25 protein-coding genes, 1 tRNA gene and 1 pseudogene are annotated in these 26,720 nt (G+C 59.4%); 17 read left to right on the top strand and 10 right to left on the bottom strand.

Annotated elements, in window-relative coordinates; genetic code table 11:
• Positions 1–2 precede the first annotated feature (2 nt).
• From tolR to AC2CGW_RS03110, 8 genes are all read left to right on the top strand, one after another.
• Positions 3–455, top strand: coding sequence for a protein TolR (tolR, locus tag AC2CGW_RS03145; RefSeq protein WP_012315816.1), 453 nt, complete (start codon positions 3–5; stop codon positions 453–455).
• A complete protein-coding gene (gene tolA, locus AC2CGW_RS03140; protein WP_186667175.1) occupies positions 455–1,522 on the top strand; it encodes a cell envelope integrity protein TolA in 1,068 nt (355 codons plus the stop codon). Before tolR ends, tolA begins: the two co-directional genes overlap by 1 nt.
• A 26-nt stretch (positions 1,523–1,548) precedes the next feature.
• Entirely contained in the window at positions 1,549–2,820 is a 1,272-nt protein-coding gene (gene tolB, locus AC2CGW_RS03135; RefSeq protein WP_054890993.1) for a Tol-Pal system beta propeller repeat protein TolB, read from the top strand.
• Positions 2,821–2,873: 53 nt separating this feature from the next.
• The gene (gene pal / locus AC2CGW_RS03130) at positions 2,874–3,371 is read left to right on the top strand and encodes a peptidoglycan-associated lipoprotein Pal (protein ID WP_023381906.1); all 498 of its coding nucleotides are present in this window, start codon (positions 2,874–2,876) and stop codon (positions 3,369–3,371) included.
• Positions 3,372–3,377: 6 nt separating this feature from the next.
• Positions 3,378–4,184 (top strand): tol-pal system protein YbgF, encoded by an 807-nt coding sequence (gene ybgF, locus AC2CGW_RS03125; protein WP_186667174.1) that lies wholly within the window; start codon positions 3,378–3,380, stop codon positions 4,182–4,184.
• A 160-nt stretch (positions 4,185–4,344) separates the two neighbouring features.
• Positions 4,345–4,992 (top strand): 7-carboxy-7-deazaguanine synthase QueE, encoded by a 648-nt coding sequence (gene queE / locus AC2CGW_RS03120; RefSeq protein ID WP_186667173.1) that lies wholly within the window; start codon positions 4,345–4,347, stop codon positions 4,990–4,992.
• A gap of 17 nt (positions 4,993–5,009) precedes the next feature.
• Positions 5,010–5,684 carry a 7-cyano-7-deazaguanine synthase QueC gene (queC, locus tag AC2CGW_RS03115; RefSeq protein WP_186667172.1) on the top strand — a complete coding sequence of 225 codons (675 nt, stop codon included), beginning with the start codon at positions 5,010–5,012 and terminating at the stop codon, positions 5,682–5,684.
• Between the two features lie 60 nt (positions 5,685–5,744).
• A tRNA-Lys gene (locus AC2CGW_RS03110) sits at positions 5,745–5,820 on the top strand.
• A gap of 545 nt (positions 5,821–6,365) precedes the next feature.
• On the opposite strand, the gene AC2CGW_RS03105 is transcribed toward AC2CGW_RS03110, so the two are convergent.
• Positions 6,366–7,307 (bottom strand): AraC family transcriptional regulator, encoded by a 942-nt coding sequence (locus AC2CGW_RS03105; protein WP_484573684.1) that lies wholly within the window; start codon positions 7,305–7,307, stop codon positions 6,366–6,368.
• A 471-nt stretch (positions 7,308–7,778) separates the two neighbouring features.
• On the opposite strand from AC2CGW_RS03105, the pseudogene AC2CGW_RS03100 reads away from it, so the two are divergent.
• From AC2CGW_RS03100 to AC2CGW_RS03090, 3 genes and pseudogenes are all read left to right on the top strand, one after another.
• Positions 7,779–8,453 (top strand): annotated as a pseudogene (locus AC2CGW_RS03100) (ESPR-type extended signal peptide-containing protein); the annotation flags it as partial.
• A gap of 75 nt (positions 8,454–8,528) precedes the next feature.
• Positions 8,529–12,506: a YadA-like family protein gene (locus AC2CGW_RS03095; RefSeq protein WP_288374806.1), complete on the top strand. Its 3,978-nt coding sequence runs from the start codon at positions 8,529–8,531 to the stop codon at positions 12,504–12,506.
• 22 nt (positions 12,507–12,528) lie between these two features.
• Positions 12,529–13,368, top strand: coding sequence for an OmpA family protein (locus AC2CGW_RS03090; protein ID WP_484573532.1), 840 nt, complete (start codon positions 12,529–12,531; stop codon positions 13,366–13,368).
• 4 nt (positions 13,369–13,372) lie between these two features.
• Here the strand turns inward: AC2CGW_RS03090 and AC2CGW_RS03085 are convergent, their stop codons facing one another.
• Both AC2CGW_RS03085 and AC2CGW_RS03080 read right to left on the bottom strand, forming a co-directional pair.
• Positions 13,373–14,296: an SH3 domain-containing protein gene (locus AC2CGW_RS03085; protein ID WP_186709577.1), complete on the bottom strand. Its 924-nt coding sequence runs from the start codon at positions 14,294–14,296 to the stop codon at positions 13,373–13,375.
• A 52-nt stretch (positions 14,297–14,348) separates the two neighbouring features.
• Positions 14,349–14,702 (bottom strand): hypothetical protein, encoded by a 354-nt coding sequence (locus AC2CGW_RS03080; RefSeq protein WP_186667168.1) that lies wholly within the window; start codon positions 14,700–14,702, stop codon positions 14,349–14,351.
• Between the two features lie 152 nt (positions 14,703–14,854).
• On the opposite strand from AC2CGW_RS03080, the gene AC2CGW_RS03075 reads away from it, so the two are divergent.
• The 5 genes from AC2CGW_RS03075 (at position 14,855) to AC2CGW_RS03055 (ending at position 19,087) form a co-directional block, all read left to right on the top strand.
• A complete protein-coding gene (locus AC2CGW_RS03075; protein ID WP_186718925.1) occupies positions 14,855–14,998 on the top strand; it encodes a hypothetical protein in 144 nt (47 codons plus the stop codon).
• Between the two features lies 1 nt (position 14,999).
• On the top strand, positions 15,000–15,842 hold the full coding sequence (locus AC2CGW_RS03070) for an EAL domain-containing protein (protein WP_484573531.1): 843 nt from the start codon (positions 15,000–15,002) through the stop codon (positions 15,840–15,842).
• A gap of 398 nt (positions 15,843–16,240) precedes the next feature.
• The gene (locus AC2CGW_RS03065; RefSeq protein ID WP_186667166.1) at positions 16,241–17,452 is read left to right on the top strand and encodes an N-acetylmuramoyl-L-alanine amidase; all 1,212 of its coding nucleotides are present in this window, start codon (positions 16,241–16,243) and stop codon (positions 17,450–17,452) included.
• A 110-nt stretch (positions 17,453–17,562) separates the two neighbouring features.
• Complete coding sequence (locus tag AC2CGW_RS03060) at positions 17,563–18,441, top strand: glycosyltransferase family 2 protein (RefSeq protein ID WP_484573530.1); 879 nt, start codon at positions 17,563–17,565, stop codon at positions 18,439–18,441.
• Between the two features lie 76 nt (positions 18,442–18,517).
• On the top strand, positions 18,518–19,087 hold the full coding sequence (locus AC2CGW_RS03055; RefSeq protein WP_054890988.1) for a CatB-related O-acetyltransferase: 570 nt from the start codon (positions 18,518–18,520) through the stop codon (positions 19,085–19,087).
• A 4-nt stretch (positions 19,088–19,091) separates the two neighbouring features.
• Here the strand turns inward: AC2CGW_RS03055 and AC2CGW_RS03050 are convergent, their stop codons facing one another.
• The 7 genes from AC2CGW_RS03050 to AC2CGW_RS03020 are packed head-to-tail and all read right to left on the bottom strand — an operon-like array spanning position 19,092 to position 25,651.
• The gene (locus AC2CGW_RS03050; protein WP_186709573.1) at positions 19,092–20,147 is read right to left on the bottom strand and encodes an ABC transporter substrate-binding protein; all 1,056 of its coding nucleotides are present in this window, start codon (positions 20,145–20,147) and stop codon (positions 19,092–19,094) included.
• A gap of 16 nt (positions 20,148–20,163) precedes the next feature.
• Positions 20,164–21,267, bottom strand: a complete 1,104-nt coding sequence (locus tag AC2CGW_RS03045; RefSeq protein WP_484573683.1) for an NAD(P)/FAD-dependent oxidoreductase — start codon at positions 21,265–21,267, stop codon at positions 20,164–20,166.
• A gap of 29 nt (positions 21,268–21,296) precedes the next feature.
• Positions 21,297–22,652, bottom strand: a complete 1,356-nt coding sequence (locus tag AC2CGW_RS03040) for an FAD/NAD(P)-dependent oxidoreductase (protein ID WP_186709571.1) — start codon at positions 22,650–22,652, stop codon at positions 21,297–21,299.
• Positions 22,649–22,939 (bottom strand): (2Fe-2S)-binding protein, encoded by a 291-nt coding sequence (locus AC2CGW_RS03035; protein WP_186718935.1) that lies wholly within the window; start codon positions 22,937–22,939, stop codon positions 22,649–22,651. Before AC2CGW_RS03035 ends, AC2CGW_RS03040 begins: the two co-directional genes overlap by 4 nt.
• Position 22,940: 1 nt before the next feature.
• Complete coding sequence (locus AC2CGW_RS03030; protein ID WP_186667159.1) at positions 22,941–23,735, bottom strand: ABC transporter permease; 795 nt, start codon at positions 23,733–23,735, stop codon at positions 22,941–22,943.
• A 3-nt stretch (positions 23,736–23,738) separates the two neighbouring features.
• Entirely contained in the window at positions 23,739–24,617 is an 879-nt protein-coding gene (locus AC2CGW_RS03025) for an ABC transporter permease (protein WP_484573682.1), read from the bottom strand.
• Positions 24,618–24,625: 8 nt separating this feature from the next.
• Positions 24,626–25,651 carry an ABC transporter ATP-binding protein gene (locus tag AC2CGW_RS03020; RefSeq protein WP_186709568.1) on the bottom strand — a complete coding sequence of 342 codons (1,026 nt, stop codon included), beginning with the start codon at positions 25,649–25,651 and terminating at the stop codon, positions 24,626–24,628.
• A 237-nt stretch (positions 25,652–25,888) separates the two neighbouring features.
• Here AC2CGW_RS03020 and AC2CGW_RS03015 point away from each other — a divergent pair, with 237 nt between their 5' ends.
• Positions 25,889–26,713, top strand: a complete 825-nt coding sequence (locus tag AC2CGW_RS03015; RefSeq protein ID WP_186667157.1) for an IclR family transcriptional regulator — start codon at positions 25,889–25,891, stop codon at positions 26,711–26,713.
• Positions 26,714–26,720: the final 7 nt, after the last annotated feature.

The raw sequence follows: 26,720 nt of genomic DNA, 5'->3' as shown, positions 1-26,720 counted from the left end.
CCATGGCCCGAGTTCGCCACAAACGCAAGCCGGTCGCCGAGATGAACGTGGTGCCCTACATCGACGTGATGCTGGTGCTGCTGGTCATCTTCATGGTGACCGCACCCATGCTCAACCAGGGCGTGAAGGTCGACCTGCCCAAGGTTTCCAGCGAAGCCTTGCCGCAGGACAACAACGTCCAGATCCTCACCATCTCGATCAAGGCCGACAAAACCTACTACTGGAACCTCGGTAGCGAAGTCGATACCGACAAGCAGATGGACAAGGCGATGACCCTGCCGGAAATGACCAGCGCGGTGACCAAGATCATTGCTGCCGGCCGTGACCAGGGCAAACAGACCCAGGTGTTTATTCGGGGTGACAAGGCCGTCGACTACGGCGCGGTCATGGGCGCCATGGGCGGGTTGCAGAAAGCCGGTGTCGGTAACGTTGGCCTGATTACCGAGGCGCCCTGATGCAACAGCGAGAGCCATCTGCCTCGGAAAGCTACTTCTGGCCCAGCGTCTGGGCCATTGGCCTGCATGTGCTGGTGTTCGGCCTGCTGTTCGTCAGCTTCGCCATGACCCCCGAACTGCCGCCTTCCAAGCCTATCGTCCAGGCTACGCTCTATCAGCTCAAGTCCAAGAGTCAGGCGACCACCCAGACCAATCAGAAGATTGCCGGGGAAGCCAAGAAAACGGCTTCACGCCAGACTGAAGTCGAGCAGATGGAGCAGAAGAAGGTCGAGCAGGAAGCTGTGAAGGCCGCGGAACAAAAGAAAGCCGACGCCGCTCAAAAGGCCGAGGAAGCCCGCGAAGCCGCCGAGGCTAAGAAAGCTGAAGACGCCGCCAAGGCTGCGGAAGCGAAGAAGGCCGCCGAGCAGAAGAAGGCCGAGGAAGCGAAGAAGCAGCAAGCGGATATCGCCAAGAAAAAGGCTGAGGAAGAGGCCAAGAAGCAGGCTGAGGAAGAAGCCAAGAAAGCGGCCGCCGAGGAGGCGAAGAAGAAAGCCGCCGAAGACGCCAAGAAAAAAGCAGCCGAGGACGCCAAGAAGAAAGCCGCGGCGGCCGAGGAAGCGAAGAAGAAGGCAGCCGAAGAGGCGAAGAAGAAAGCCGCTGCGGATGCACAGAAGAAAAAGGCACAGGATGCGGCCCGCAAGGCGGCTGAAGACAAGAAGGCTCAGGCCCTGGCTGAGTTGCTGTCCGACACCACCGAGCGTCAGCAGGCACTGGCCGATGAGCAAGGCGACCAGGTGGCAGGTGATTTCGACGACCTCATCCGCATGCGTGCGGCCGAAGGTTGGGCGCGTCCGCCATCCGCGCGCAAGGGCATGACGGTAGTCCTGCAGATCAACATGCTGCCGGACGGCACGATCACCAATGTGAGCGTGGCCAAGTCCAGTGGCGACGGTCCGTTCGACAGCTCGGCCGTGGCCGCGGTGAAGAACATTGGCCGGTTGACTGAAATGCAGGGCTTGAAGCCGAACGAGTTCAATCCGTATCGTTCGTTCAAGATGACATTTACACCTGAGGATCTAGCGTTGTGATTAAACGTCTGAGAGGACTGCTGGTCATGCTCTGCTGCGTGGCAGGCATGGCCGTGGCAGAGGAAAAGAACATCCTGGTCACCAGCGGCAGCGACCGGGCCACGCCCATCGCGGTAGTGCCGTTCGGTCTGCAGGGTGGCAGCGTGCTGCCGGAAGACATGGCCGACATCATCGGCAACGATCTGCGCAACTCCGGCTACTACGCGCCCATCCCGCGGCAGAACATGATCAGCCAGCCGACCCAGGCCAGCGAAGTCATCTTCCGCGACTGGAAGGCGCTGGGTGCCCAGTACGTGATGGTCGGTAGCATCGTGCCGTCCGGTGGTCGCCTGCAGATCAGCTACGCGCTGTTCAACGTTGCAACCGAGCAACAGGTGCTGACCGGCAGTGTCGGTGGTGGCGTCGATCAGTTGCGCGACATGGCGCACTACATCGCCGACCAGTCGTTCGAGAAGCTCACCGGTATCAAGGGTGCGTTCTCCACTCGCATGCTGTACGTGACTGCCGAGCGATTCTCGACCAACAACACCCGCTACACCCTGCAGCGTTCCGACTATGACGGTGCCCGTGCAGTGACGCTGCTGCAGTCGCGCGAGCCCATCCTGTCGCCGCGTTTTGCACCTGATGGCAAGCGTATCGCCTATGTCTCGTTCGAGCAGAAGCGTCCACGTATCTTCGTCCAGCACATCGACACCGGTCGCCGCGAGCAGATCACCAACTTCGAAGGCCTCAACGGTGCACCAGCCTGGTCGCCCGATGGCAATCGCCTGGCGTTCGTGCTGTCCAAGGACGGCAACCCGGACATCTATGTGATGAACATGGGGTCGCGTCAGATCAGCCGTGTCACTGCAGGTCCTGGTATCAATACCGAGCCGTTCTGGGGCAAGGATGGCAACACGCTGTACTTCACTTCCGACCGTGGTGGCAAGCCACAGATCTACAAGACTTCGGTAGGTGGCGGTGGCGCCGAGCGTGTGACCTTCGTTGGCAACTACAATGCCAACCCGAAACTGTCGGCGGATGAAAAGACCCTGGTTATGATTCATCGCCAGGAAGGTTTCACCAACTTCAAGGTGGCTGCTCAGGACTTGCAACGGGGAAGTGTAAAGATTCTTTCTGAAACGAGTCTTGATGAGTCTCCCACTGTTGCGCCTAACGGCACCATGCTAATCTACGCCACCCGCCAGCAGGGCCGGGGAGTCTTGATGCTCGTGTCGCTTAACGGCCGTGTGAGGCTCCCACTTCCTACCGCTCAAGGCGAAGTCAGAGAACCGTCCTGGTCCCCCTACCTGAACTGATTGCGGCGTAACAATTTTGCTTAACACACTGGGGTTTCATTAGGAGTTTCACGATGGAAATGCTGAAGTTTGGTAAATTCGCTGCGCTGGCTCTGGCCATGGCCGTAGCTGTAGGTTGCTCCTCCAAGGGCGGTGACAACGCTGGCGAAGGCGCTGTTGACCCGAACGCTGGCTACGGTGCAAACACCGGCGCTGTTGACGGTTCCCTGAGCGAAGAAGCCGCCCTGCGCGCAATCACCACCTTCTACTTCGAATACGACAGCTCGGATCTGAAGCCAGAAGCCATGCGCGCCCTGGACGTTCACGCCAAGGACCTGAAAGCCAACGGCAACCGTGTTGTTCTGGAAGGTAACACCGACGAGCGCGGTACCCGCGAGTACAACATGGCTCTGGGCGAGCGTCGTGCCAAGGCCGTTCAGCGCTACCTGGTTCTGCAGGGCGTTTCCCCTGCTCAGCTGGAACTGGTTTCCTACGGCGAAGAGCGTCCAGTTGCTACCGGCAACGACGAGCAGTCCTGGGCTCAGAACCGCCGCGTAGAACTGCGTAAGTAAGTTCTTATGCGTATGTGCCGTCGTGTTGTAACCGTCCTCGCCCTCAGCCTGCCGCTTTCTGCGTGGGCTGCGGTTCCTGTAGTTGATGACAACGGAGGCAGCTATCCGCCTTCGGGTTATGGCACGAGCGGCGCCTATGCCGGGGCAGGGGCTTCGGCCCCTGCTTCTGCACAGGGTCAGTTGTTCATGCAACTGCAACAGATGCAGGACCAGATTTCCCGTCAGCAAGGCATCATCGAAGAGTTGCAGAACGATGTGTCGCGCATGAAGCAGGAAAACCTGGAGCGTTACCAGGATCTGGACCGCCGTATCAACAGTGGTGCCGCGCCAGCCGCTACACCCGATAATTCCTCCACCGGTGGCGCATCCGACGCCGCAGGTGCCGCTGCAGGCGCAAGCGCTGCGCAGCAACCGGCCGCCAGTGGCGAGCCGGCCGATCCGGCGAAAGAAAAGCTGTTCTACGATGCTGCTTTCGATCTGATCAAACAGAAAGACTTCGACAAGGCCAGCCAGGCCTTCAGTGCCTTCCTGCGCAAGTACCCCAACAGCCAGTACGCCGGCAACGCGCAGTACTGGCTGGGTGAGGTCAACCTCGCCAAAGGCGACCTGCAAGGTGCCGGTCAGGCCTTCGCCAAGGTCAGCCAGTTGTACCCCAAGCACAGCAAGGTGCCTGACTCGTTGTACAAGTTGGCCGATGTCGAACGTCGCATGGGCCACACCGACAAGGTCAAGGGTATCCTGCAGCAGGTCATCACCCAGTACCCCGGCACCTCTGCCGCGCAACTGGCCCAGCGAGACCTGCAGAAGCTCTAAACTGCATCGCTTGAAAGAAACCCGCGCCTGGCGCGGGTTTTTTCGTTAGAATCTCTGCCCTTTTTTCGTAAACACGCTGCTGCGGATAACGCTATGTCGAGTCTGCAGCAGTGCCTGACGGAGGCGGTCAGCCTGTATAGCTGTCACGCCCGTGGCGACCATGCAAGACACATTACGTATCACCGAAGTCTTTTACTCGTTACAGGGTGAAACGCGAACGGCTGGCTTGCCCACCGTGTTCGTGCGCCTGACCGGTTGCCCCCTGCGCTGCCAGTACTGCGACAGTGCCTATGCATTCAGTGGTGGCACACTGCGTACCCTCGACGACATTCTCGAGCAGGTTGCAGGTTTTCGCCCGCGCTATGTCTGCGTCACTGGCGGCGAACCGTTGGCCCAGCCCAACGTATTGCCTTTGCTTGAGCGCCTGTGCGATGCGGGCTATGAGGTTTCGCTGGAGACCAGCGGCGCGCTCGACATCTCTCGGGTGGACACGCGGGTCAGTCGCGTGGTCGACCTCAAGACCCCAGGTTCGGAAGAGGTTCACCGTAACCGCTACGAGAACATCGAACACCTGACGAGCAATGATCAGGTCAAGTTCGTCATCTGCTCCCGTGAGGACTACGACTGGGCAGTGTCCAAGCTGATCCAGTACAACCTCGAAGAACGGGCAGGTGAAGTCCTGTTCTCGCCCAGCCACCATCAGGTGAGCGCCAGCGACCTGGCCGACTGGATCGTCGCCGACAACCTGCCCGTGCGCTTCCAACTGCAACTGCACAAGTTGCTGTGGAACGACGAACCGGGCCGCTGATCAAGAGAGTGAATGACATGACTGAAAAACGTGCGGTAATCCTGCTGTCTGGCGGTCTGGACTCGGCCACTGTGGTCGCCATGGCCAAGGCCGAGGGCTACAGTTGCTACACCATGAGCTTCGATTACGGCCAGCGCCATCGCGCTGAGCTCAACGCAGCTGCGCGGGTGGCTCGCGATCTGGGCGTGGTCGAGCACAAGGTCATTGGCTTGAACCTCGATGGTATTGGCGGTTCGGCCCTCACCGACAGCAGCATCGATGTGCCTGAAGCACCTACCGAGGGTATTCCGGTCACCTACGTACCGGCGCGCAATACCGTATTCCTGTCGTTGGCGCTGGGCTGGGCAGAAGTGCTGCAAGCTCGTGACATCTTCATTGGCGTCAACGCTGTTGATTATTCGGGTTACCCCGATTGCCGCCCGGAGTTCGTCGAGGCCTTCGAGCGCATGGCCAACCTGGCTACCAAGGCGGGGGTGGAAGGTCAGGGGTTCCGCATCCAGGCGCCACTGCAGAACCTGAGCAAGGCGCAAATCGTCGAGGCCGGTATTGCCCGTGGGGTGGACTACAGCCTCACAGTATCCTGTTACCAGGCCGACGACGATGGCCGTGCCTGCGGCAAGTGCGATAGCTGCCGCCTGCGTGCTGAAGGCTTCAAGGCTGCCGGGATCGCTGATCCAACACGTTATTTTTGAAAATAATGCGATGGGGTGTTGATTTTCTCTGAGAAATCAGTAGTATACGCGCCATCCAACGGGTCGTTAGCTCAGTTGGTAGAGCAGTTGGCTTTTAACCAATTGGTCGTAGGTTCGAATCCTACACGACCCACCATATTCAGAGAAATACACGATGTACTAGGAAAGCGTGCTTAGCAGTCACTTTCTGTCATCCATATGAAGTGATGCTTCAGCGTGACTTTATATGAAATAGCCTGCCGCTTTCGGTGGGCTTTTTTGTTTATGGGTCAAAAAGTCAAAGGCATAGTGCATACTTGACCCGTCACAACTCAAATGACTGCCGATAGACCGTTGGGGCTTCGGGCTCTCCTTTCTTCATCGCATGCAGCGCTTCTTTACGTTGTCGAAGAGCGTTTTCATGGCAACGAGTTTCCAAGCTGTGCGCGACACATAAAGTTGTACAGGTTGCAACGTCTGATATTGAAGCAGCATGCGTGGGCGTTTAGGTCGACGTCCTCAATAAAAACACTCGATTAGTGAATTCGGCCAGTGCATCGGATAGGTTGCATTCATTGGGCGCGATAGTGTTTTCACGTATCGATAGTACAGGCGATCAGTGGCTCTTTGTATTCTGAAATTAATAGTTATATCGCTCGTTTTCTATAATTTTCATGGCGGTTTTTTCGTGGCGCCAAACGGTTATCGCGCTTTTCGGTCGGCATACTTACTGTGTAGGTCTTTTAGATTCATGGCGTCACGTTTAGGGTTTATATTAAATGTTCGCAAGTATTCTCGACTGAACTGTGAAGGGCTTTCATAACCTACTTCATAAGCTGCCTCTGCCACACTTTTGGACTCAGATACCATTAGGCGTCGCGCCTCCAAAAGGCGTAAATTTTTCTGGTACTGTAGAGAAGTCGTCGATGTCGCAGCTTTGAAGTTTTTGCGAAAAGAAGAGGGGCTCATCTTTGCCACTTCGGCCAACTGTTTAATTGAAAGCTTTTTATTAAAGTTTTCTCTCAAAAACTCGATGGCTTTTGTGAGGCGCTGCATTTGGCTGTCTGGTATAGCGAGCTTACAGAACTCACTAGCGTAGGCTCCGTCTAGGAACCAGCAATATAACTCTTTCATCAGTGAAGGATAAAGAATCGGAAGTGAACTGGGGCGATCCAATAAATTTATCAGGCGCAGCAAACAATCTAAAAACATATCATCAAGCTTGACAACGAATGCACACGATTCGACGGGGTCACAAGAAGAAGATACTGCATCGAATTTCGCCACGACTTCGGCAACGTCGTCTTTATCAATATCCAGGGTTATGCCGATGAATGGCAAGCTCGGTGTCGCTTCGGCAATTCGTCCGCTAGCGGGTAACTCCATACTGACGACCAGGCACTCCAGCGCATGATAGTCGAGCATGTTTTCTCCAAAGAGAATCTGTTTAGAGCCTTGTAGCACCACACAAAGTTGGGGTCGATAAACTTGGCTTACCGGCATAACTTTTGCAAAAGTGCGGTGGAGGTTAAAGCCATCAATGCGTGTTGGGAAAATACCTTCGCCGCTGCCCTGGCTGTCGATGTAATTATTGACTTTCGAAAGCAAAAGGTCGATTTTTTTTTCATCTATAAGACCTACCATCACACGCCCCTCCGAAATCCAAACCTGTCAGCCAAGCCTGCCAACTCTCAAATTTGATACCAGTGCATCAGCTCGATAGGGCAGCACACCAGTCTATCTTGGCGCCACGGCCTTCAAAACACTGCTCGCTTAACTGCCTTCGATTTCCTCCAAGCCTACTAGCCCATGAGCTCAAAGCGCTTAGCACTGTTGGCCGCTACAGAGGAACTGTACCAAGGTACCGACCTCTTGATGAAGGTCATAATAGGCAAATTTTTTATCAGCTCTGGAAAAAAAATATTTAGAACAGGGTGCAGAATGCTGCTGTACAAACCCTACCTTATTGTTGCGTAAGTGGCAAACTTGTCTCCGAGTTCAGTCTGGCGGCTGAGTGGTGGATTATTGCTGTGGCTGGAAGGTGAGCAAGGGTTTAATTCAGGTGCATCTAAAGTCTTAAGAATTTCCGCCCCGTTGTCCAAGTCTGGAGGGACCATGAATCATATTTTTCGAGTCGTGTGGAGTACTGCATTGGGGCGACTTGTTGTTACGTCCGAGCATGCCGTGTCGCGGCGCTCTACAAGCAAATGTAGGGTGGCAGCAGTGGGTATCTATCTTCCTTTATTATGTGGCATGCCGGACTCCTCATCTGCGTATGAAGCAGGCGGGGGGGACGACTGTAATGGATCACCTACGAGGATCGCTATCGGTAGTAGTGCTACGGGTTGTAATGATAATGCCATTGCTATCGGTAGTGGCTCCGGCGCTTCGGGTGGTTCTGCCATCAGTCTAGGTGTCAACACGCGATCAACGGGATCTTTTTCATTGGCCATCGGTTCTGGTACACAAGCCACAGCTGATAACGCTTTTGCATTCGGGTCTGGATCGATGGCATCCGCCGCTAATACGGTTGCGATAGGACGTCTGGCAAGTGCTTCAGTGAGGGGGGGGAGTGCGCTTGGCGATAGAGCCAATGCCTCCGGTGTCATGGCTCTGTCTCTCGGTTCTTATTCTCAAGCGACTGCAGATCGCTCAATTGGATTGGGCTATAGCTCAAACGCGAGTGGCCCCGACTCATTCGCCGCGGGAAACAATGCGGCAGCCTCAGGCAGCCAATCGATAGCTTTGGGAGCAAACTCGGCAGCCACGTTCAATGGCGATATTGCCTTAGGTGATGGCGCCATGGCGTCGGGCTCCGACAACTACTCAGCTATCTCTATAGGGCGAGCATCGAGCGCGGTAGGGATGGATGCCATCGCTTACGGAAACTCTGCTAATGCTTCGGCAGACTATGCCATGGCAGTTGGAAACCTCTCAGCGGCAAGTGGTGAAGCCTCGTCTGCCTTCGGCACAGGCTCGAACGCCAGTGGAAGTTATTCCCTGGCGGCTGGCAGCAATTCGGAAGCAACTAGCCATTTGTCGACTGCTGTAGGTAATAATGCTCTGGTCATTGGGGAAGGCTCTTCGGCTTTTGGCCATGGTGCAACCGTCGGTATGCGAGACGGCGATGGCAATGACACTGCAGCTGATTTCGCGTTGGCCGTAGGCAGTAATGCGAGCGCCACTGCAACTGATGCGTCGGCAGTTGGAAACAACGCGACGGCTAGTGGAGAGGGATCTTCAGCATTCGGCTCTGAATCGCTGGCAAGTCAGCTATCGACGACCGCTATGGGTAGTGGTGCTCGTGCGCGCGCTGTGGGCAGCTCTGCGTTCGGTTCAGGCGCAGTAGCCGATGGTGAGAATTCCCTTGCCATAGGTGGCTCATCCTCATCTCAAGGCGCCAGGTCCATAGCTGTAGGCTATGGCTCTATCGCGACAGCTGCTGACGCGATTTCACTGGGTTATTTTTCCATCGTTGCGGGCCAGGGCTCTTTGAGTATTGGCACCGGTAACCAAGTTATCGGGGAGCGTTCAGGTGCAATCGGTGACCCCAGCTATGTAACGGGTAATGGGACCTATACGCTAGGTAATGATAACGGCAGTCCCAGCGCGGCCATCGCCGCCGATGATGCCGGTATTTTCGGTAATGGAAACTTTCTCGGCGATAACGCTACGGGTAGCCGCATCATCGGCAACAGTAATGGCACCGAAGATACCCCCATCAATGTCGCCGACGCTTTCATACTGGGGAACAATGCTTCAGTCACGGTGGCGAACAGCGTAGTACTAGGTTCGAACTCCATCGCCAACGGCAACACCCTCGGGGATTCACCCTTCCAGCCGCTGGATGCCGCTGGTAATACCATCGAGGTCGCAGGAACGGCACCGGTGGGGGAGGTTTCAGTCGGTGCAGCCGACAGTGAGCGGCGTATCACCAACGTTGCGGCAGGGTCGGCAGATACTGATGCCGTCAACGTTTCCCAGCTCTCCGCCGTCAACGAGAAAGCGGATTACGCGAGTCAAGGCTTTAATCTCGGTGTGAACGGGAGCAGCACAAGTAATGTTGCACCAGGTGAGGCTGTACGTTTTCTCGACGGCGCCAATATCGAACTTACCCAAGACGGCGCCAATATCACTATCGCGACCGCCCCAGACATCTCCATCGATAGTCTGTCGATCAATGGTGGTGGACCTTCTATCGACGCCAGCGGTATCGATATGGGCGGCAACACCATAACCGCGTTGGGTGACGGTGCCGTCAATGCGGATAGCACCGATGCCATCAACGGAAGCCAGCTATTCGGACAGGCCAGCAACCTAGGCAACATCATCGGTGGCAACACGACGATCAATCCGGACTCGGGCGAGATCTCCACGTCGAACCTGGGTGGAACTGGCGAAGACACTATCAATGGTGCGATTGGCGCTATCAATACCGCTGCCAACGCCGGCTGGAACTTGAGCGATGCTGAGGGTAATACCGCCAACATCGGTCCGAATGGCGGCGTGACTTTCTCCGGCGACGATAATCTTGAGGTGACGCAAACTGGCGAGGACGATAGGGGTCAGGTCGCCATCCGACTCAATCGCAATCTTGACCTCAACAGCGTCACGACCGGCAATAGCCGACTGGATGATGCCGGCTTGGAGGTAACCGCTATTAGTGACAGTGGCGATGTCACTAGCACAACGGTAGTCACCAGCGCTGGCGTCAATGTGAGCGGTGGCGAGGGTCGCGGTGGGAGCGCATTGACTCAAACTGGCCTGACCGTAGCGTCTGTGGAAGTCGATGGGGAGGGCAATCCGCTCAGCGCGGTAACCGTTGCTGCCGATGGCATTGATATGGGAGGAAGCACCATTACCGCATTGCGGGATGGGGCAGTCAATGCAAACAGCACCGAGGCCATCAATGGAAGCCAGCTATTCCGCCACGCCGCCAATGTCGGGGACATCATTGGTGGCAATACGACCATCGATCCGAACACGGGTGAAATTATCACTTCTAACTTGGGGGGCACGGGTGAAGACACCATCGATGCCGCATTGGCCAAGACTAGTAATGCGGCGAATGCAGGTTGGAACGTTACAGATGACTATGGTAACGCCGCTAACATCGGTCCGAACGGAAGCGTTGCCTTCACAGGTGACAACAACCTGAGTGTTGAACAAGTTGGTGATGATAACGACGGACAGGTTGCCATCAGGCTCAATCGGAACTTAGAGCTCGATAGTGTGACCCTACCCGGAGGCCTTAGTATCAACGCCGATGGGATCGATATGAATGGTCAAACTATCTCCAATCTTGGCGATCCTACTGCGCGGGGGGACGCCGTAAATCTGGCTTACTTCGATCGCAATCGTACGCGCTATTACAGCGTCAATGATGGTGGAGAAGAAGGCGGTAACTACGATAACAACGGAGCTACCGGCCGCGGCGCGATTGCCGTCGGTGTCGACGCCCAGGCCAGAGCCGAAAACGCGATTGCCATCGGTAGAGGAGCAACAGTAGGCACCAGCAATGGCATTGCTTTGGGCGCGGACTCGATCTCAGAGGAAGCGATCGCGACGGAAGGCAGCATGATTGCAGGGCAAATGTACACTTATGCTGGCTCGGCACCGGTCGGAAACGTGAGTTTGGGCTCTGCGGGAAAAGAGCGGACGCTGACAAATATTGCCGCTGGGCGCGTGACTTCCGAAAGCACAGACGCCGTGAATGGAAGCCAGCTATATGCAACCAATCAGGCTGTGGCAGCCGTACAGGATGATGTTTTCAGGGCACAAACTGATATCACAGCGCTCGATGGGCGTGTCACCAGCGTCGAGGGTAACATCACCAACTTGAGTGGAGACATCGAGCGCCTGGGTGACCAGGCCGTGCAGTACAGCACCAATGAAGATGGTAGCGTCGATTACAGCTCTGTCGAACTCAAGGGAGAAGGCGGAACAACCATCGGTAATTTAGCCGCTGGCGACATTGCCGAAAACAGCCGCGAGGCCGTCAATGGCAGTCAGCTTTGGGAAATGCAGAACGCCATTACTGATATCAACCAAGGTGGCAGCCGTTATTTTAGAGCGAACGCCGATGGCCCAGCCGCGCAGGCCAACGGCGCGAATAGTGTTGCCTCAGGGCCCAGTAGCGTCGCCAATGGTGACAACAGCGTTGCTATGGGTAACGGTGCGGTCGCCGAGGCAGAAGGCAGTATCGCGCTTGGAGCAGGCTCACGCGCCACCCGCGCAGGCATGAACGGTGCTGAGGAAGCCTTTTCCGGCCATAGCGTTGCATCGACTCAGGGCGCGGTTTCAGTCGGCAGCGAGAATAAAGAGCGTCAGATTACTAATGTGGCCGGCGGTACCGAGGCAACCGATGCAGTCAATGTTCGCCAATTGAGCTCGGTGCAGGCCGGGGCGGTGAATTACGACCGTCACGTAGATGGCAGTGTCAACTATAGCTCGGTCACGATGGGTCAAGCGGGCTCACCGACGCGGGTCCATAACGTCGCGTCGGGCGAGGCCGATACGGACGCGGCCAATGTAGGGCAGCTCAGGGCGATGGATCAAAATTATCGTCGCCAGATCGATGGGCTTGGAAGAAAGATCGACGATGTCAAAGATCAGGCCAATGCCGGTACGGCAAGCGCCCTGGCTGCGGCTGCCATTCCTCAAGCAACTATCGCGGGTAAAAGCATGATCGCCGTGGGCGGGGGAACGTATCAGGGAGAATCGGCAGTCGCTGTCGGCTTTTCCTGGCTATCGGATAACGGTCGGTGGACGACGCGTTTAAACCTCACGGGAGATACGCAAAACCACGCAGGCGCGGCTGTAGGCGTCGGCTTCCACTGGTAATCGAGACAAGGGGCCCTAAACCATGTCGATTCAACGGCATATTCGTTACGCAACCACCCTGGTGATGCTGGGGTGGGCCACCGTCGGCTGCTCAAGCGCAACGATTCAACAGCAAGAGCAAGAGTCGGTCTCTCCTCAAAAAAAGGCCATCGTCTTTCCCGATATGAAGAGTGCTTGGCAAACGCAAGGTAGTTATCCCAATTTGGCTAACCTTCGAACACTGCGTGACGGCATGAGCAAAGACCAGGTCTATGATTTACTGGGTCGCCCTCATTTTGATGAAGGCATGTTTGGAGAACATGAGTGGAACTTCATATTCCATATGCCCGATCACTTGGGGCGTTATCGAACCTGCCAATATCAGCTGCATTTTGATGATGATATGCTCGTGGATGGGCGATACTGGAAGGAGGGCGAGTGCGCGCGATCACTCGCGGAAGAAACGTCCGAGGATACGCGTGTCTCGGTCAGTGCCGATGCTTTATTTGACTTCGATAGTGACGCGCTTAGCCCGCAAGGCGAGCGCGAAATCGATGAGGTCGCATCGTGGGTCTTACAAGGGATGGCGGACGGATCATCGGTCGTCGTTATCGGGCATGCGGATCGACTAGGAGATGAAACCTATAACCAGTTACTCTCGGAGCGTCGGGCCGTAACTGTACGTCGTGCACTGATCAAGCGTGGCATTCGTGAGGATCGAATCTCATCATGGGGGGAAGGAGAGCGCCGGCCTGTCCAGCAGTGTTCAGAGGCCGCTTCGATAGGGGGGCAGCGTGCCTGCCTCGCGCCAAATCGTCGAGTCGATATTCAAATAACGGGTCATAGGGCGCGAAGATCGCACACCCCTTTAACAATCCAATAAGTCATTAATCCAGCAGTGACGAGGAGACCCACCCCAGTTGCTGGCTCGATTCAAGATAGACCTGCGTCCACCCCTGTCCCTCGCCCAAAACCGGAAGAGTCTGACCTCGCATCACTTGTGCAATTACCTTATAGGCCGTCGAGTTGCCCAATCGGATATTTGCAGTTTCGGTGGTCACTTGCTGACGTGGAAGGTGTGCGAGGTAAGTCTCTATGTTTTTTTGAGCTTCAGTGTTCCCTTGAGAAGCTGACATGGCAAACCAGAAAATCGCCCAGGCGTAGTCTTGCGGAACGCCCTTTCCTAAAGCGTACATTCTTCCCATATTGTTTTGACCATAAGAATCCCGAGCACGAGCCGCTCGCAAATACCACTGTGCAGCTAGCGTATCGTTTTTATCTAGACCATTTCCGGATTCATAGAGACTGCCCAAGTTATTTTGCGCTGCGGCGATCCTGTTTTGTGCCGCAAATCGATAATAAAAGATTGCTTTAGGTAAATCCCTTGCGACGCCAGCGCCAGCGTAGTAGAGATGGCCAAGCAAGAAAGCTGATTCGGCATCGCCCGAGTCAACCGCACGCTGCAGCCACCTCGCAGCCTGCCAAGGGTCTGGCTCCTGCCCATCGAGGCCCTGTAGATAGATTTTTGCCACATATCTTTGCGCTTCAACGTCACCACCATGAGCCGCAAGGGAGTACCACTTTTTCGCCAGATCAAACTGGCGTGGTACACCTTGTCCCCGTTCGTACATTTGTGCTAGTCGAAGCTGGGACCGAACTTCGCCTTCTTCGGCAGATTGCCGCCACTCATAAATCGCGGAAGCAAAGTTTTTCAGACGGTATTCGGACGCTCCTCTGTTATAGTCGGCTAGCGCGTGGTCGGGAAGTATCAAATAAATTAAGGCGGAGGTACTGATGGCGAAAAATTTCATAAGGTTATTTCATATTTGTGGATACTAAAAAATGGTCTTTTGTGTTGGGGGTTTATTTTTCGTGCGATGAAGGGAATTTTTCAGGTGCTTTGCTATCGCGCTGAATGCCTGTCAACGCACTGATACGTGCGTGTGTCATGATGCAAACAACACCCGCAGGATTCTCAAATATCGGGTAGTTGGTGTTGCAATACAGTGCTACAGAGTTAAGGACATTGTATGCTCGTGTTGTTAAGTCTGGCTGAGTAATTCTAGCCATGAAGAGCTGCCCCTCCGTGCACGCAAGAGCCTGTTTATCAGTCGTGGCCACGCAGATTTTTGCTTGATCCACTTTCGGGTCACGATCTGAGCTTTCACAGCCGAACGTCAGTATGGCCACTAATGGAAGAAGTACGTAGTTTTTCATGGGTTCCCTTACCTGGATAAGTCTGTCAACAGTCTGTTTAAATAGTTGTCAAAAAACACGGGATCGAAGGAGCGCATAAAATATTCAAAAGTAGCTCAAGGTAAAAAGCAAGTTTATTTTTGTATTTACAGTGAGGGGCTTGGAACTTTCTGGTGGATGACGTTTCAGGCAAATTTTTTATCATTGCTGGCATGTATTGGCTTTGGCAGTGGGTGGTCGTTGAATATAAGAAAAAGTATGATGGCGAGGCTGATCATCAATATCAGCTTCTCGGCTGGCTCCACGCAGGAACTTGAAATGTTCATCGCACTTCCGACTCTGCTCTCTGACGGAGAACCCACGCGTTCTTCTTTGTTCATGTCGGCGACCCAGTGCGTTGATACTGTAGGCATCCGCGCGGGACTATGCCGTCGCGAATTCCGGGCCTATGCTCAGCCTAAGTTCGATTTACATAGTCGGGTGGTGCACAGCGTGGAAGTTCTTGCGCGCTGGCAGCATCCCCAGTATGGCTTACTGCCTCCAGCGGCATTTATAGCCACGATGACCCGCGAACAGTTGCTGGATGATTTGTTCAGCGAGCTGCTGGAGCAGAGCCTGGCTTGCCAGATAAGACTCCATCGGCAGGGTTGGGAGCTGGGTTTTTCCTTGAACCTCAGTCTGCACCAACTGGCCACTCATGCTTTGTTTGATCGCTTGATCACGCGCCTGATGCAGCATCCGTTGCCGCTATCCTCGGTGACCCTAGAGATCACCGAGGACGCACCTGCTGTTCTTGCGCCTGATATCCGTCAGCGCCTCATGTGCCTGAAGACGATTGGTGTGCGCCTATCGATGGATGACTTCGGCACGGGGTACTCCTCGCTGTGGCGGCTCAGCGAAATCCCGTTCGAGGAACTCAAGTTGGCGGGGGAGTTCACTCGACAGCTCGAAGGTTCACCTCGCGCGCGTACGATTGTCCGCAATGCGTTGACGCTGGCAGAAGACTTGCAAGTGGAACTGATCGTCGAAGGCATCGAAACTCAGGAGCAGCGTTCGCTCCTGCTGGAACTCGGTGCCAATCACGGCCAGGGTTATTTCTGCGCCAAGCCCATGTCGATGGAATCACTGGTTATATGGCTGAAACGTCTGCAAAGATCCTAGCCCACGTTTAGGTTCAGCAGATCAGGCCCAACGGCGTTTCCCTAGGGTCTGTATGAAAAGCCTTGAGACGAATGTCAGGCAAGGCGAAAACAGCCGAGGAACGGCCGGGGCCGCGCTCGACTTTACGGGTTGTAAATGAGCATTCCGACCGGGCTGGCGCACCAGGCTGTTTTCAACGCAGAATCACCAAGTATCAGGGTTTTTCATACAGACCCTAGGGCCTTCATGGAAAGTCTTGAGACGCTTCTTCGTCTGTGTCTCCGTAGTCCGTACCTAGTTTAACCAACGCGTGCAGATCCGGTGAGCGTGACAAACGGGAAAGCCTTGCAAATGACTTTAAAATGTTATGTTATAACCTTAATTGTAATCAGCTTTTGTCGACACGAGTGCCCTCCGCCATGGACAGACGCACCTTCCTACAGCTGCTGTTTGCCGGCTGCACCTTGCCTGTCAGCCGCCTGGTGCTGGCCAATACCGCCGAGCAGGTTCGCGGTGCAGTATTGCGCCAGGGGGCAGAAGGCACGACCCTGCTGCTGGACCTCAGTGGCCCGATACCCGCTCGCACCTTCACCCTGGAAGCGCCACCGCGACTGGTTCTTGATCTGCAAGGCGCGGGGCTGGCGACTTCGCTTGATGGGCTGGCCCTCAAGGGCACGCCGATCAAGGCAATTCGCAGTGCAGCGACTGCAGACGGCGGCTTGCGCATTGTGCTGGACCTGCGCTCATCGGGAATTTCCGGCGAGTTGCAGACGCTAGCCCGCGGTCGGCAGTTGGCCCTGCGTCTTGGCGGATTGCCAGTTGCGGCCGCAGTGCCGACGGGCAAGGCTGTCGGGAATATGGCACCGCCGCAGGGGCGTGACCTGTTGATCGTGATCGATGCCGGTCACGGCGGCAAGGACCCAGGTGCCGTCGGCAGTGGCGGTGAGCAGGAAAAGCTTGTAGCACTGGCCATCGCCCGCCTGCTGGCGCGACGCATCGATGCGCAGAAGGGCTTCAAGGCGCGCCTGGTGCGCAATCAGGACGTGTTTATCCCGCTGCGCAAACGTGCCGAAATGGCCCAACGGCTGAACGCCGACCTGTTCATTTCCGTGCATGCCGACGCGGCGCCGAGGCGCACCGCATCCGGTGCCTCGGTGTTCGCCCTGTCCGAGCATGGTGCTACTTCGACAGTGGCGCGCTGGATGGCACAACGCGAGAACGATGCCGATTTCGTCGGGGTATCCAGCGTGTTGAAAAAGCCACCCAAGGACCCGGTGGTGGCAGGTGTGCTGCTGGACATGTCGATGAATGCGACCATCTCCACCAGCCTGGACCTGGGGCATTCGGTGCTGGGCCAGCTCGAAGGCGTGGCCGGTCTGCATCAGGCCCGGGTGGAGCAGGCCGGTTTCGCGGTGCTCAAGTCGCCCAGCGTGCCTTCGATCCTGGTGGAGACTGGCTTCATGTCCAATGCCCGGGATTGCCAGCGGCTGCAGGATCCTCGTCACCAGCGCAAAGTCGCCGAAGCTATTTTCGCCGGGCTCGACAAGCACTTTCGCAGGCGCGCCCCCGATGGCAGCTACCTGGCCGCGCTCGCCGCGTACCGCCTGGCCGAGCCTGGCGCCCAAGGCTGAAGCGGGCCGCTTCGAGAACGCAGCGGGCTTGCGTATACTGTGCGCCTTTACGGTACAGGGCTGAACCCTGCGACCCGCTCACGGATCACGCACAGAGGCTTGCCAGTACGATGACGCAAGGATGTACTTCCAGCACTGAGGCACCGTTGATCTCGGTCGTCGCCCCCTGCTACAACGCCGAGAAGTACCTGGAGGCGGCACTGGCGAGCATCTTTGCCCAGGACTACCCGAACTTCGAAGTCATCATCGTCGACGACGGCTCCAGCGACCGAAGCGTCGAGATGCTCCGCGCGTTGCAATCGACCTACGATTTCACCTTGCTGACCCAGGCCAACCAAGGGGTCAGTGGTGCGCTCAATACCGGCCTGCAGCATGCCCGTGGGGTCTATGTCTCGACCCCCGATCTCGACGACATCATGCTGCCGAACTCCCTGAGTGTTCGCGCCGCCTATCTGGACGCCCACCCAAAGGTCGGTTGTGTCGGTGCGTTGATCGTCTACATGGACACCGAAGGCCGCGACATCAAGGCGCAGCAACGCACCGAAATCAAGACCTTCGATTTCGCCGAGATCCTGCGTGACGCAGTGGTCGTCGGCGCGCCCGGCTCGCTGTACCGGATGGAAGCGATGCGCGCGGCTGATTTCTACGACCCGGCCATCAAGGTCCAGGATTTCCAGATGACCTTGCGCATTGCTGCCCAGGGCTACGAGATCCACGAGCTGCCGGTGTGCGTCACCCGCTACCGCCGCCACCCCAACAACCTGTCGCGCAAGTTCAAGGTGCTGCTGGAGGCCGATCTCAAGGCCATCGCGCCCTACCAGCAGTATCCGGGCTATGCCCGTGGGCGTTCGGTGCTGGTGCACAAGGCGCTCAAGTATGCCGTGGTTGCCGACAAGGCCTACGCCTGGGATCTGCTGCGTAGCATTCCCCTGCGCCACTACAACAAGACCACCCTCAAGCGCATCAAGCGCCTGATGTTCCACCGTTGATGCCGATCGAGGAGCGCCTGCCGTGAAATTCTTCAGGAACCTGGCCGAGCGCCGCGAACGCAAGCGTCTGCGGGCGATGGACAAACTTGAGCGTGCGGCGGAGAAGATCCGCCTGCGCTATCCGCGTAGCACGGTCGGCGTGGGCAGCTACGGTATACCCGAGGTCACCGATTTTGGTGATGATGCCGTCCTGCGCATCGGTAATTACACTTCCATCGCCGCAGGTGTTCAGGTGCTGTTGGGAGGCGAGCATCGAACCGACTGGCTGACCACCTATCCATTTCCGGCAATGATCGACGGCCTGGAAGACATCAAGGATTACGCACCCAGCAAGGGCGACGTGGTGATCGGCAGCGACTGCTGGATCTGCACCAATGCGGTGATCCTTTCCGGAGTCACCATCGGCCACGGCGCCATCGTTGCCGCCGGGGCGATGGTCACCCGCGATGTACCGCCATTTGCGGTGGTTGGTGGCAACCCGTGCAAGTTCATCCGCTGGCGCTTCGACGAGCCGGTGCGTGAAGCCTTGCTGGAGGCGGCCTGGTGGGACTGGCCGATGGAAGAGGTCAAGCAGGTGGCGCGCATGCTCAGCAGCGCTGACCTGGACGCCTTCCTCGGATACGCCAGAGCCCGTCAGGGCCGCTGAGGCTCTATCGCTCGATTGACCGACTCCAGCGCGCGTTCCACTGTGGGCGCTGCTGGTTGACCTCGTCCCAGTTCACCACCACGGCGCTCTGCTGATACTGCTGCATCGCCTCGACCTGGCCGCGGGTGCGTTCGGTGGTCGGGGTCGTGGGGTTGGACGGAATCTGGTCGCCTTCCTCCAGCGCCGGGGCTTGGGCCGCAGGCGTGAGCAGGTAGGCGGCGAGCTTCTGCGCCAGCTCCGGCTGGTCGTTGTTGGCCACCACGCATTCGGCGAAGTTCAGCACCACTGCCCCTTCCTTGGGCTGGGCGTAGGCCACCGGGATACCCTTGGCCTGCAAGGTGGTGACCTGGGTGGGCGTCAGTGGGAACAACGCGGCCTCGTCGGTCTGCACCATCTCGGAGATCTTCGCCGAGCTGGCGATGTACTCCAGCACGTTCGGCCCGACCTGCTTGGGCCAGGCCTTGAAGCCCGGTTCGACGTTGCTTTCGTCACCGCCCTGGAGGCGGTTGTACATCAGGAAGCCGTGCAGGCCGAAGGTCGAGGAGGCCAGCGACTGGAACACCAGCTTGTCCTTGAAGCGCGGGTCTTGCAGGTCGCTCCACGAGGTTGGCGCGGCCCAGCCGTTCTTCTCGAACAGGCGGGTGTTGTAGGCCAGCCCCGTCACGCCGAGGCTGACGGCCACGGCTTCTTCCTTGATGCGTGCCTTCTGCGGAATCTGCGACAAGGCCTCGCTGGGCTGCAGCTTGCTGCACAACCCCATCGAGATGGCCCGGTACATGATGCCGTCGTCAAGCATCACCACATGCATCTGCGGCTTCTTGCTGTTGGCCTGGACCTTGGCCAGATGGTCGGCCGAGGTGCCGGGCACGATCACCACCTTGACGTTGTTTGCCTGCTCGAAGGCCGGCAGCACCTTGTCGGCGTAGGTACGCTCCATGGTGCCGCCGTTCATGCCCAGGTACAGGGTCGGGGTGGCGGCCTGCAGCGTGGGGCTGGCGGCGAGCAGGGCCAGTGACAGGCAGGACAAGCCGGTGCCGAGCATACGTTTGACGTGTTTCATGAAAGCGACCTTCCTCTTAGTGGTTGGAGGCCAGGTCGTGACGGACCTGGAAACGACGGATGGAAAATGCCTCGATCGGCTGCCTGCTGGCGCCGTCGCAGACGAGCTCGGCCAGTGCCTCGCCGACCGCCGGGCCGATCTGGAAGCCCGCCCCGGCAAAGCCGAAGCCATGCAACAGGCCGGGTTGGGTGGTGCTGGCGCCGATCACCGGCTCGTGGTCGGGCAGATAGCCTTCGGTGCCGCTCCAGGTGCGGATCGCCTGGGTGCCAGCCAGAAACGGGTAGAGTTCGACGGCGTTGCGCAGGATCGCCAGCACCGCTGACTGCCCTGGGCGAGCGCGTTGTGCGTCGAGGGCAAAACCACGCCCGCCGCCGAGCACGCAATTGCCGCGGGCGACCTGGCGGGCATAGATGCCGCCACCCTCGACACCGGTGCTGGCATTCATCACCCAAGGCAAGGGCTCGGTGACCAGCATCGCCGGGTGGCCGGACTCCATCGGCACCGGCTCGCCAAACTGCGCCGCCAGATCGGCGGCCCAGGCACCGGCACAATTGAGCAGCCACGGCGCGCGCAGGCGCAGGCCGCTCTGGGTGTGCAGGATGAAGCGCTGGCCATCATGCTCGACGCGGCTGTCGCCGGCCTGCTCGATGACCCGTGCGCCCTGCTGGCGGGCGGCACGGGCGAAAGCGGGGGAGACCAGGCGTGGGTTGGCGTGGCCATCGTCGGCGCAGTACGAGGCGCCGACGGCGATCTCGCCGACCCAGGGGTAGCGGGCGCGCAGGGCGGCGCGGTCGAGTAGTTGCAGGTCCAGGCCGTGGTCGCGGCTGGCCGCTTCATAGCCTTGCAGTGCGACGAAGTCGGCCTCGCTGCGTGCCAGTTTCAGGTGCCCGGAGCGCAGGTATTCGCCATCGATGCCGATCAACGCAGGCAGTTCGCCCCAGATCTGGTGCGCCCGCTGCGACAACGGCAACTGCGCCAGGCTGCGCCCTTGGCGGCGCACGCCGCCGTAGTTGACACCGCTGGACTGTGCGCCGCAGAACCCACGCTCCAGCAAGGTTACCGAATGGCCACGCCGGGCCAGGGCAAGCGCCGCCGACGCGCCGACGATACCGGCGCCCATGACGATCACCTCCGATTCGATCCACGGTCTCACGCGTCATGCTCCACGCCGAAGGGCAGGGGTTTGATCGGTGCCTGGGCGCGCAGACGGCCGACCTCGTGCAGGGCCTTGCCACTGCAATGGGCGATGATTTCCGCCGCTGCCGCGCCGCACATGCGGCCCTGGCAGCGGCCCATGCCGACCCGGCAGTGAGCCTTGACCCGGTTGATCTCCCAATGGCCTTCGCCGACCACTGCGCGCAGCTCGCCGACGCTGATCTCTTCGCAGCGGCACACCACCAGATCGTCCGGTGCCTGTTCAGCCCAGTGCTCGGGGAAGGGGAAGGCGGCTTCCAGCCCTTCACGGAAACGGCCAATGCGCGTCAGGCGTTTTTCCAGGGTGCGGCAACGCTGGGGGGCGACGGTTTGGCCGAGGTCCTGCAGCACCGCCAGGGCGGCGCGTTCGCCAGCCATTTCGGCGGCGTCGGCGCCCATGATCCCGGCGCCGTCGCCGGCGAGGTAGACATCGTGCTCGCTGCTGCGCCCGGCCTGGTCGCGGCGCGGCAGCCAGGCCCGGTTGAGCGTGCTCCACTCGAATGCGCAGCCGAGCAGGTCGGCCAACTGCGTTTCGCTGCGCAGCGCATGGGCAAAGGCCAGCGCATCGCATTCGGTGTCATGTAGCTGATCGCCCTTGCGCCATACCGCCCGTTGCACCTGTTGCCCGCCTTCGATGCGTTCCAGCGTCGCGCCCTGATGCACCGGCACGCCATGGGCGCTGAGCCAGGCGCGGTAGTACAGGCCCTTGCCCAGGGTTGCCGGTTGCTCGAGCAGCTCAGGCAGGGCGCGGCACTGGGCGCTGAAGGGCGCGCTGTCGAGCACGCCGAGGACCTTGGCACCGGCCTTGGCGTACTGGTAGGCGACCAGATAAAGCAATGGCCCGCTGCCGCAAAACAGCACGCGCTCGCCAATGGCGCAGCCCTGATGCTTGAGCGCGATCTGCGCGGCCCCCAGGGTGTAGACCCCGGGCAGCGTCCACCCCGGCACCGGCAGCACCCGGTCGGTGGCGCCGGTGGCGATGATCAGGCGCTGGTAGGGTAGGTGCGCGGCATGGCCGTCGCGCAGGGTGTCCAGGGCGCCGTGCTCGGCGTTCCATACCAAGGTGCCGGGGCGATAGTCGATCTGCCCGGCAAGCGCATCGAGGGTCTGGTGCAGCGCGCTGGCCTTGCGGGCCTCGAAACCATAGAGCTGGCGCGCCGGTCGCGTGAAGTTGGCCGGCTGGCGGCGATAGATCTGCCCGCCGCCCTGGCTGGCTTCGTCGATCAGGACTGGATGCACACCGTGCTCCACCAGCGTCTGCGCGGCGCGGATCCCGGCGGGGCCGGCTCCGACGATCACCACGGCGCTCATGGCCGGCGCCCCGGTTCGCGCAGCACCTGCTGCCCGGTTTCCAGCGCGGTGGCGCAGGCGCGTACGCGGCGGCCATCGCCCAGCCGTACCCAGCAGTCCTGGCAGGCGCCCATCAGGCAGAAACCGGCGCGCGGCTCGGCGCTGAAGTCGCTGCCGCGCAGGTGCGCGCCGCTGGTCAATATGGCGGTCAGCAGGGTGTCGCCGAGCAGGCCACAGGCCGGCTCGCCGTCGAGGGTGAAGTCCAGCACCGGGCGCTGGCGCTCGGCGAGGCGTTTGAACAAGGCCATGTCAGTGCTTCCCTACCAGCACCCGATCCAGGCCATAGACCCGGTCGAGCAGAATCATGGTCACCGCTGTCAGGGCGATCACCAGGGCCGACACCGCAGCCATCATCGGATCGATGGACTCGGTGGCGTAGACGTACATCTTCACTGGCAGGGTCTGGGTGGCCGGCGAGGTGACGAAGATCGACAGGGTCACCTCGTCGAAGCTGTTGATGAACGCCAGCAGCCAGCCGCCGGCGATACCGGGCAGGATCATCGGCAGGGTGATCTTGCGAAACAGCGTGAAGCGGCTCGCACCCAGCGACTCGGCGGCCTGCTCGGCGCTGCGATCGACGCCGATGGCGGCGGCGATCACCAGGCGCAGCACATAAGGGGTGATCACCACCGTGTGCGCCAGGACCAGCCAGGTGAAGCTGCCGTTGACCCCGAGCAGGGCGAACAGGCGCAGCAGCGCCACCCCTAGCACCAGGTGCGGAATGATGATCGGCGACAGGAACAGCACGTTGAGAAAGTCGCGTCCGGGGAACTGCAGGCGCGTGATCGCAAGCCCTGCCGGCACTGCGATCAGCGTCGCCAGGCTGGCGGCGAGAAACGCCAGCTGCAGGCTGTTTTTGAAGGCTTCGAGGAAGTCGGCGCGCTCGAACACCGCTTCGAACCAGCGCAGCGAGAACCCCGCCGTAGGAAGGCTCAAGGTGTTTTCCGGGGTGAATGCCACCAGGCACACCACCACCAGTGGTGCGAGCATGAAGACCACCACCAGGCTGTGGAAGGTCAGGGCCAGAGGACCGTTCTTGGACATGAGTTACCCCAGCGATTTCTTGTAGCGGCGTTCGATCATGCGGTTCCACGACAGCATGATCAGCAGGCTGACCAGCAGCAGGGCGATGGCGATGGCCGCGCCCATGGGCCAGTTCAGGTCGGCCAGGTACTGGTCGTAGACCAGCGTGGCGACCATCTTCAGCCGCCGCCCGCCGAGCAGGCCGGGGATGGCAAAGGAACTGGCGGCCAGGCCGAAGACGATCAGCGTGCCGGACAGCACCCCCGGCATCACTTGCGGCAGCACCACCAGGCGCATGACCTTGGCCTGGCTGGCGCCCAGTGACAGCGCGGCCTGTTCGGCGGCGGGGTCGAGCTTCTGCAGGCTGGTCCAGACCGGGATGATCATGAACGGCAGCATCACGTGGACCAGCGCGACGATCACCGCGAACGGGGTGTACAACAGCTTCATCGGCGCGCCACCCAGGGCCTGGATCGCGTGGTTGACCAGCCCGTCGGCGCCCAGCAACAAGCTCCAGCCGAAGGCGCGCACCACCACCGAGATCAGCAGTGGGGTGAGGATCACCACCAGGAAGATCGAGCGCCACGGGCTGCCCATGCGGCTGAGGATGTAGGCCTCGGGTACGCCGATCACCACGCACAGCAGGGTGACCAGGGCGCTGATCCAGAAGGTGCGCCAGAAGATTTCGAGGAAGTAGCTGTCGCCGAGCAGGGCCAGGTAGTGCTCGAAGGTCCAGTGGTCGGCGCGGATGCCGACTTCGTAGTCGAACACATTGAACGACAGCACCAGGGTCAGCAGCAGAGGCACGACCAGCAGGGCGGCGAACAGCGCCAGTGCCGGCGCCGACAGCAGGTAGCCGCGCAGGTCACGGTGTTGCCTGGCGCAGGTGGCGGGGGCAGGCATGGCGCTGTTCATGCGCTCACCTCGTCGGCAGCGAGCACCCGCAGTAGCTCGGGCTGCCAGTCCAGGCCGACATCGACACCTTCACCGAGCGGTGCGCTGCCATCGTTGCGCCGCACCACGGTCAGTTCGCCCAGCGGTGTGCCGATGCGGTACAGCCATTGGCTGCCAAGGAAGTAGCGGGTCAGGATGCGGCCCTGCAGGCGACCGGCGCCGTTGTCGAGCAGGTCGATCTTTTCCGGGCGCAGGCTCAGGGTCAGGCTGGCGTCGCGGCTGTGTTGCACCTGTGGCAGGCCCGCGCCGTCCAGCTCGCCGGGCAACAGGTTGGCCTTGCCGACGAAGTCGGAGATGAAGCGGGTGCGCGGGTGTTCGTAGAGGCGATACGGCTCGTCGACCTGGGTGACGCGCCCGGCCTGCATCACCACCACGCGGTCGCTGATCGACAGGGCTTCGGCCTGGTCGTGGGTGACCATCAGCGTGGTGATGCCGACTTCGCTCTGGATCCTGCGGATCTCGAACTGCATCTCTTCGCGCAGGTTGGCGTCGAGGTTCGACAGTGGCTCGTCGAGCAGCAGCACCGGTGGTTCGATCACCAGCGCCCGGGCCAGGGCCACACGCTGGCGCTGGCCACCTGACAGTTCGCGTGGATAGCGTTCGGCATGCCGGTCCAGGCGCACCAGCGCCAGTACCTCGGTCACCTTGCGGCGAATCTCGGCTTCGGGCTGCTTGCGCATGCGCAGGCCGAAGGCGACGTTGTCGGCAACGGTCATGTGCGGGAACAGGGCGTAGCTCTGGAACACCACACCCAGGCCACGGCTGCTGGGCTTGGCGTGGGTGATGTCGCGTCCGTCGAGCAGGATGCGGCCGCTGCTGACGTCGACGAAGCCGGCGATCATCTGCAGGGTGGTGGTCTTGCCGCAGCCTGAAGGTCCGAGCAAGGAGACGAATTCGCCTTGTTCGATGGCGAGGTTGGTGGCGACCACGGCGTCGATCGCGCCGTAGCGTTTGCAAAGATTGTCCAGTTGCAGAAAGGCCATGACTGCGTTCCACCTGTCTTTTGTCGCGTGTCGGGCACACTTGTTGTTGGGGCAGATGCAAGGAGGCAAATCGAGGACCGATGAATACTCACGAGGCCACCGGTGTGTTGTTCGATTTGTCCCGGTGGACGCAGAGTAGGCGCAAGCCTAGGATGGCCTCAATGGCGAATTTCACTGAGTCGAGCACTATTTTCAGTTTTATTCGCTCAGTGAAATTCAGATAAGGAAAAGCACAAATTGAATTCCGATAAACGAAATCATGAAGAGCCTGGGGTCAGTGTGGTCTCGCGCTTGTTCGCGGTGCTGCGGGTATTGGGCGAGGCGCCGGTGGAGGGCATGCGGGTGATCGAGCTGGCCGAGCAGGTCGGCCTGTCGCAGCCGACCGTGCACCGGCTGGTGCGCAGCCTGGTGGATGAAGGCATGGTCGAGCAGGAGGCGCGCAGCAAGCGTTATCGTTTGAGCCTGGCGTTCTTTGCCCTGGCGGCGCGGGCAGGCAACAGCGGCAACCTGCGCGATCTGGTGCGGCCCAGCTTGCTGCGTCTGTCGGCCTCGCTGGGGGACTCGCTGTTTCTGCTGGCGCGCAGTGGGTTCGATGCGGTGTGTCTGGATCGCAGCGAAGGGCCGTATCCGATCCGTACCTTCACCGGCGATATCGGTGGGCGTGTGGCGTTGGGCGTGGGGCAGGGGAGTCTGGCGATCCTCGCCTTCCTGCCGGAGGAGGAGCGCGAGGCGGTGATTCGCAACAATCTGCCGCGGCTACGGGATTTTCACCTGTACGACGAGGTGTTCCTGCGTGCGGAGGTGGAGAACGTGCGGCGCCAGGGTTATGCCGCACGCAATACCGGCGTGCTGCCCGGCATGGCCGGGCTGGCAGTGCCGATCCTCGATGGCAATGGCCATGCCGTGGCGGCGTTGAGCGTGGCGACCATCAGTGACCGGCTGGGGCCGGAGCGCCTGCCGATGGTGGTCGAGTTGCTCAAGCGCGAAACGACGGCGATCGGGCCGAGGATCAATCCGTTCGATCCGACCTTGCGCCATCCTTCGCGGGTGTTCGGGGAGTGAATGTCGC

This window comes from Pseudomonas sp. SYWMCR5 (assembly GCF_057197165.1).
The sequence above is the reverse complement of the archived record's forward strand: the minus strand, read 5'-3'. Positions and strand labels throughout refer to the sequence as shown.

Coding starts and splice junctions, on each gene's coding strand:
- tolR (WP_012315816.1), top strand. CDS start 3: ATGGCCCGAGTTCGCCACAAACGCAAGCCGGTCGCCGAGATGAACGTG.
- tolA (WP_186667175.1), top strand. CDS start 455: ATGCAACAGCGAGAGCCATCTGCCTCGGAAAGCTACTTCTGGCCCAGC.
- tolB (WP_054890993.1), top strand. CDS start 1,549: ATGCTCTGCTGCGTGGCAGGCATGGCCGTGGCAGAGGAAAAGAACATC.
- pal (WP_023381906.1), top strand. CDS start 2,874: ATGGAAATGCTGAAGTTTGGTAAATTCGCTGCGCTGGCTCTGGCCATG.
- ybgF (WP_186667174.1), top strand. CDS start 3,378: ATGCGTATGTGCCGTCGTGTTGTAACCGTCCTCGCCCTCAGCCTGCCG.
- queE (WP_186667173.1), top strand. CDS start 4,345: ATGCAAGACACATTACGTATCACCGAAGTCTTTTACTCGTTACAGGGT.
- queC (WP_186667172.1), top strand. CDS start 5,010: ATGACTGAAAAACGTGCGGTAATCCTGCTGTCTGGCGGTCTGGACTCG.
- AC2CGW_RS03105 (WP_484573684.1), bottom strand. CDS start 7,307: ATGGTAGGTCTTATAGATGAAAAAAAAATCGACCTTTTGCTTTCGAAA.
- AC2CGW_RS03095 (WP_288374806.1), top strand. CDS start 8,529: ATGGATGCCATCGCTTACGGAAACTCTGCTAATGCTTCGGCAGACTAT.
- AC2CGW_RS03090 (WP_484573532.1), top strand. CDS start 12,529: ATGTCGATTCAACGGCATATTCGTTACGCAACCACCCTGGTGATGCTG.
- AC2CGW_RS03085 (WP_186709577.1), bottom strand. CDS start 14,296: ATGAAATTTTTCGCCATCAGTACCTCCGCCTTAATTTATTTGATACTT.
- AC2CGW_RS03080 (WP_186667168.1), bottom strand. CDS start 14,702: ATGAAAAACTACGTACTTCTTCCATTAGTGGCCATACTGACGTTCGGC.
- AC2CGW_RS03070 (WP_484573531.1), top strand. CDS start 15,000: ATGTTCATCGCACTTCCGACTCTGCTCTCTGACGGAGAACCCACGCGT.
- AC2CGW_RS03065 (WP_186667166.1), top strand. CDS start 16,241: ATGGACAGACGCACCTTCCTACAGCTGCTGTTTGCCGGCTGCACCTTG.
- AC2CGW_RS03060 (WP_484573530.1), top strand. CDS start 17,563: ATGACGCAAGGATGTACTTCCAGCACTGAGGCACCGTTGATCTCGGTC.
- AC2CGW_RS03055 (WP_054890988.1), top strand. CDS start 18,518: ATGGACAAACTTGAGCGTGCGGCGGAGAAGATCCGCCTGCGCTATCCG.
- AC2CGW_RS03050 (WP_186709573.1), bottom strand. CDS start 20,147: ATGAAACACGTCAAACGTATGCTCGGCACCGGCTTGTCCTGCCTGTCA.
- AC2CGW_RS03045 (WP_484573683.1), bottom strand. CDS start 21,267: ATGGGCGCCGGTATCGTCGGCGCGTCGGCGGCGCTTGCCCTGGCCCGG.
- AC2CGW_RS03040 (WP_186709571.1), bottom strand. CDS start 22,652: ATGAGCGCCGTGGTGATCGTCGGAGCCGGCCCCGCCGGGATCCGCGCC.
- AC2CGW_RS03035 (WP_186718935.1), bottom strand. CDS start 22,939: ATGGCCTTGTTCAAACGCCTCGCCGAGCGCCAGCGCCCGGTGCTGGAC.
- AC2CGW_RS03030 (WP_186667159.1), bottom strand. CDS start 23,735: ATGTCCAAGAACGGTCCTCTGGCCCTGACCTTCCACAGCCTGGTGGTG.
- AC2CGW_RS03025 (WP_484573682.1), bottom strand. CDS start 24,617: ATGCCTGCCCCCGCCACCTGCGCCAGGCAACACCGTGACCTGCGCGGC.
- AC2CGW_RS03020 (WP_186709568.1), bottom strand. CDS start 25,651: ATGGCCTTTCTGCAACTGGACAATCTTTGCAAACGCTACGGCGCGATC.